Source organism: Faecalimonas hominis (assembly GCF_054660755.1).
Window position 1 is genome coordinate 1 of the sequence record NZ_BAAHSH010000021.1, and the last position, 3129, is coordinate 3129.

The 3129-nt window shown below is 49.9% G+C and carries 1 rRNA gene; it reads left to right on the forward strand.

What is annotated here, in order from left to right:
- The first annotated feature begins 180 nt into the window (after positions 1-180).
- A 23S ribosomal RNA gene (locus ACYQ35_RS02790) occupies positions 181-3073 on the forward strand.
- Positions 3074-3129: the final 56 nt, after the last annotated feature.

The following is a 3129-nucleotide window of genomic DNA, read 5'->3' on the forward strand; positions in this document are numbered from 1 at the left end:
ATGTACCTTGAAAACTGCATACAAGAAAGAAATATCTTATAGAAATAGAGATAAGACATCCGAGGTAATGTTAAAAAACATTAACACTTCGAGAAAACGAAGAGAAAAAACAAAACCTATACCAACACATATCACGCTAGATATGTGAAGCGGAAGTTCTACCCGGAACGGAAGCGAGTTGGTTATGCTAGAAAGAGCGTATGGTGGATGCCTTGGCACTAAGAGCCGATGAAAGACGTGATAAGCTGCGAAAAGCTTCGGGGAGGAGCAAATATCCTATGATCCGGAGATATCTGAATGGGGAAACCCGGCGGAGCAAACCTCCGTCACTGCATGGTGAATCCATAGCCATGCAGGGGGAACCCGGTGAACTGAAACATCTAAGTAGCCGGAGGAAGAGAAAGAAACATCGATTCTGTGAGTAGCGGCGAGCGAAAGCGGAAGAGCCCAAACCGATCTGCGTGCAGGTCGGGGTTCGGACTGCGGAAATGACAAGAGAGACTAATGGAAAGGTTTTGGGAAAGCCTGCCAAAGAGGGTGAAAGCCCCGTACATGAAAGTCAATCGAGCATGGCAGTATCCAGAGTACCACGAGACACGAGAAACCTTGTGGGAATAAGCGGGGACCACCCCGTAAGGCTAAATACTCCTTAGTGACCGATAGCGCATAGTACTGTGAAGGAAAGGTGAAAAGGACCCCGGGAGGGGAGTGAAAGAGAACCTGAAACCATATGTTTACAAGCTGTGGAACATCAATATTAGATGAACCGCGTACTTTTTGTAGAACGGTCCGGCGAGTTACGCTGGCTGGCGAGGTTAAGGACTGAAGGTCTGGAGCCGAAGGGAAACCAAGTCTTAATAGGGCGAAATAGTCAGTCGGAGTAGACCCGAAACCGGGTGATCTACCCATGTCCAGGTTGAAGTTGCCGTAAAAGGCAATGGAGGACCGAACGCACATCCGTTGAAAAGGGTGGCGATGAGGTGTGGGTAGGGGAGAAATTCCAATCGAACCCGGAGATAGCTGGTTCTCCTCGAAATAGCTTTAGGGCTAGCCTCATACAAGTCTTGCGGAGGTAGAGCACTGAATTTCCTAGGGGGCGTCAAAGCTTACCGAAGAATATCAAACTCCGAATGCCGCGTAGATGATGTATGGGAGTCAGACTATACGAGATAAGTTGGATAGTCGAAAGGGAAAGAGCCCAGACCACCGGCTAAGGTCCCAAAATGTGTGTTAAGTGGAAAAGGATGTGGGATTTCGAAGACAACTAGGATGTTGGCTTAGAAGCAGCCATACATTCAAAGAGTGCGTAATAGCTCACTAGTCGAGAGGTCCTGCGCCGAAAATGTCCGGGGCTGAAACACACTACCGAAGCCGTGGAATTGGTGAATGCCAATTGGTAGAGGAGCATTCTTAAAGAGAAGAAGCTGTACCGGAAGGAGCAGTGGATTTTTAAGAAGAGAGAATGCCGGAATGAGTAGCGAGAGGAAGGTGAGAATCCTTCCGGCCGAATATCTAAGGTTTCCAGAGTAAAGCTGATCTGCTCTGGGTAAGTCGGGGCCTAAGGCGAGGTCGAAAGACGTAGTCGATGGATAACAGGTTGAAATTCCTGTACTATGATATAACAGAACTGTGGGGACACGTAAGGAAAGCACAATCCGGGAATGGAAAGACCGGAGTAAGCGGGGTAGGAGTTCAGAAGGCAAATCCGCTGAACAATCCGAAGACGTGATACGGACCGAAAAGAAGTAGGGAAGTGTGTGAGCCATGCGTCAAGAAAAGCCGCTATTGTTTGTATCATACCCGTACCGTAAACCGACACAGGTGGATGAGGAGAGAATCCTAAGGCCGACGGGAGAAGCATTGTTAAGGAACTCGGCAAAATGACTCCGTAACTTCGGGAGAAGGAGTGCCATAGAAATATGGCCGCAGAGAATTGGCCCAAGCAACTGTTTAGCAAAAACACAGGTCTATGCAAAACCGAAAGGTGAAGTATATGGGCTGACGCCTGCCCGGTGCTGGAAGGTTAAGGGGAGAGGTTAGCGCAAGCGAAGCTTTGAACTTAAGCCCCAGTAAACGGCGGCCGTAACTATAACGGTCCTAAGGTAGCGAAATTCCTTGTCGGGTAAGTTCCGACCCGCACGAAAGGCGTAATGATTTGGGCACTGTCTCAACAATGCACCCGGTGAAATTGAAATACCAGTGAAGATGCTGGTTACCTGCGCCAGGACGGAAAGACCCCATGGAGCTTTACTCCAGCTTGATACTGGGATTCGGTATTGTATGTACAGGATAGGTGGGAGACTAGGAAGCATTTACGCCAGTAGATGCAGAGTCGCTGTTGGGATACCACCCTTGCAGTACTGGATTTCTAACCAGCGGCCTTAATCAGGTCGGGGGACAATGTCAGGTGGGGAGTTTGACTGGGGCGGTCGCCTCCGAAAGAGTATCGGAGGCGCTCAAAGGTTCCCTCAGAATGGTCGGAAACCATTCGAAGAGTGCAAAGGCAGAAGGGAGCTTGACTGCGACACTGACGGGTGGAGCAGGTACGAAAGTAGGACTTAGTGATCCGGTGGTATAAAGTGGGATTGCCATCGCTCAACGGATAAAAGCTACCCTGGGGATAACAGGCTTATCACTCCCAAGAGTTCACATCGACGGAGTGGTTTGGCACCTCGATGTCGGCTCATCGCATCCTGGGGCTGAAGTAGGTCCCAAGGGTTGGGCTGTTCGCCCATTAAAGCGGTACGCGAGCTGGGTTCAGAACGTCGTGAGACAGTTCGGTCCCTATCCGGCGTGGGCGTAGGATATTTGAGAGGAGCTGCCCTTAGTACGAGAGGACCGGGGTGGACTGGCCGCTGGTGTATCTGTTGTTCTACCAAGAGCATGGCAGAGTAGCCAAGCCGGGAAGGGATAAACGCTGAAGGCATCTAAGCGTGAAGCCCCCCTCAAGATGAGATATCCCATAACGTCAAGTTAGTAAGACCCCTTGAAGACGACGAGGTAGATAGGGCAGAGGTGGAAGTGTGGCAACACATGGAGCTGACTGTTACTAATCGGTCGAGGGCATAACCAGTCAGGAATAGGTTAGATTCGGTTGTTATTTTTCTTGTGTGTGGTTTTGAAGGTACA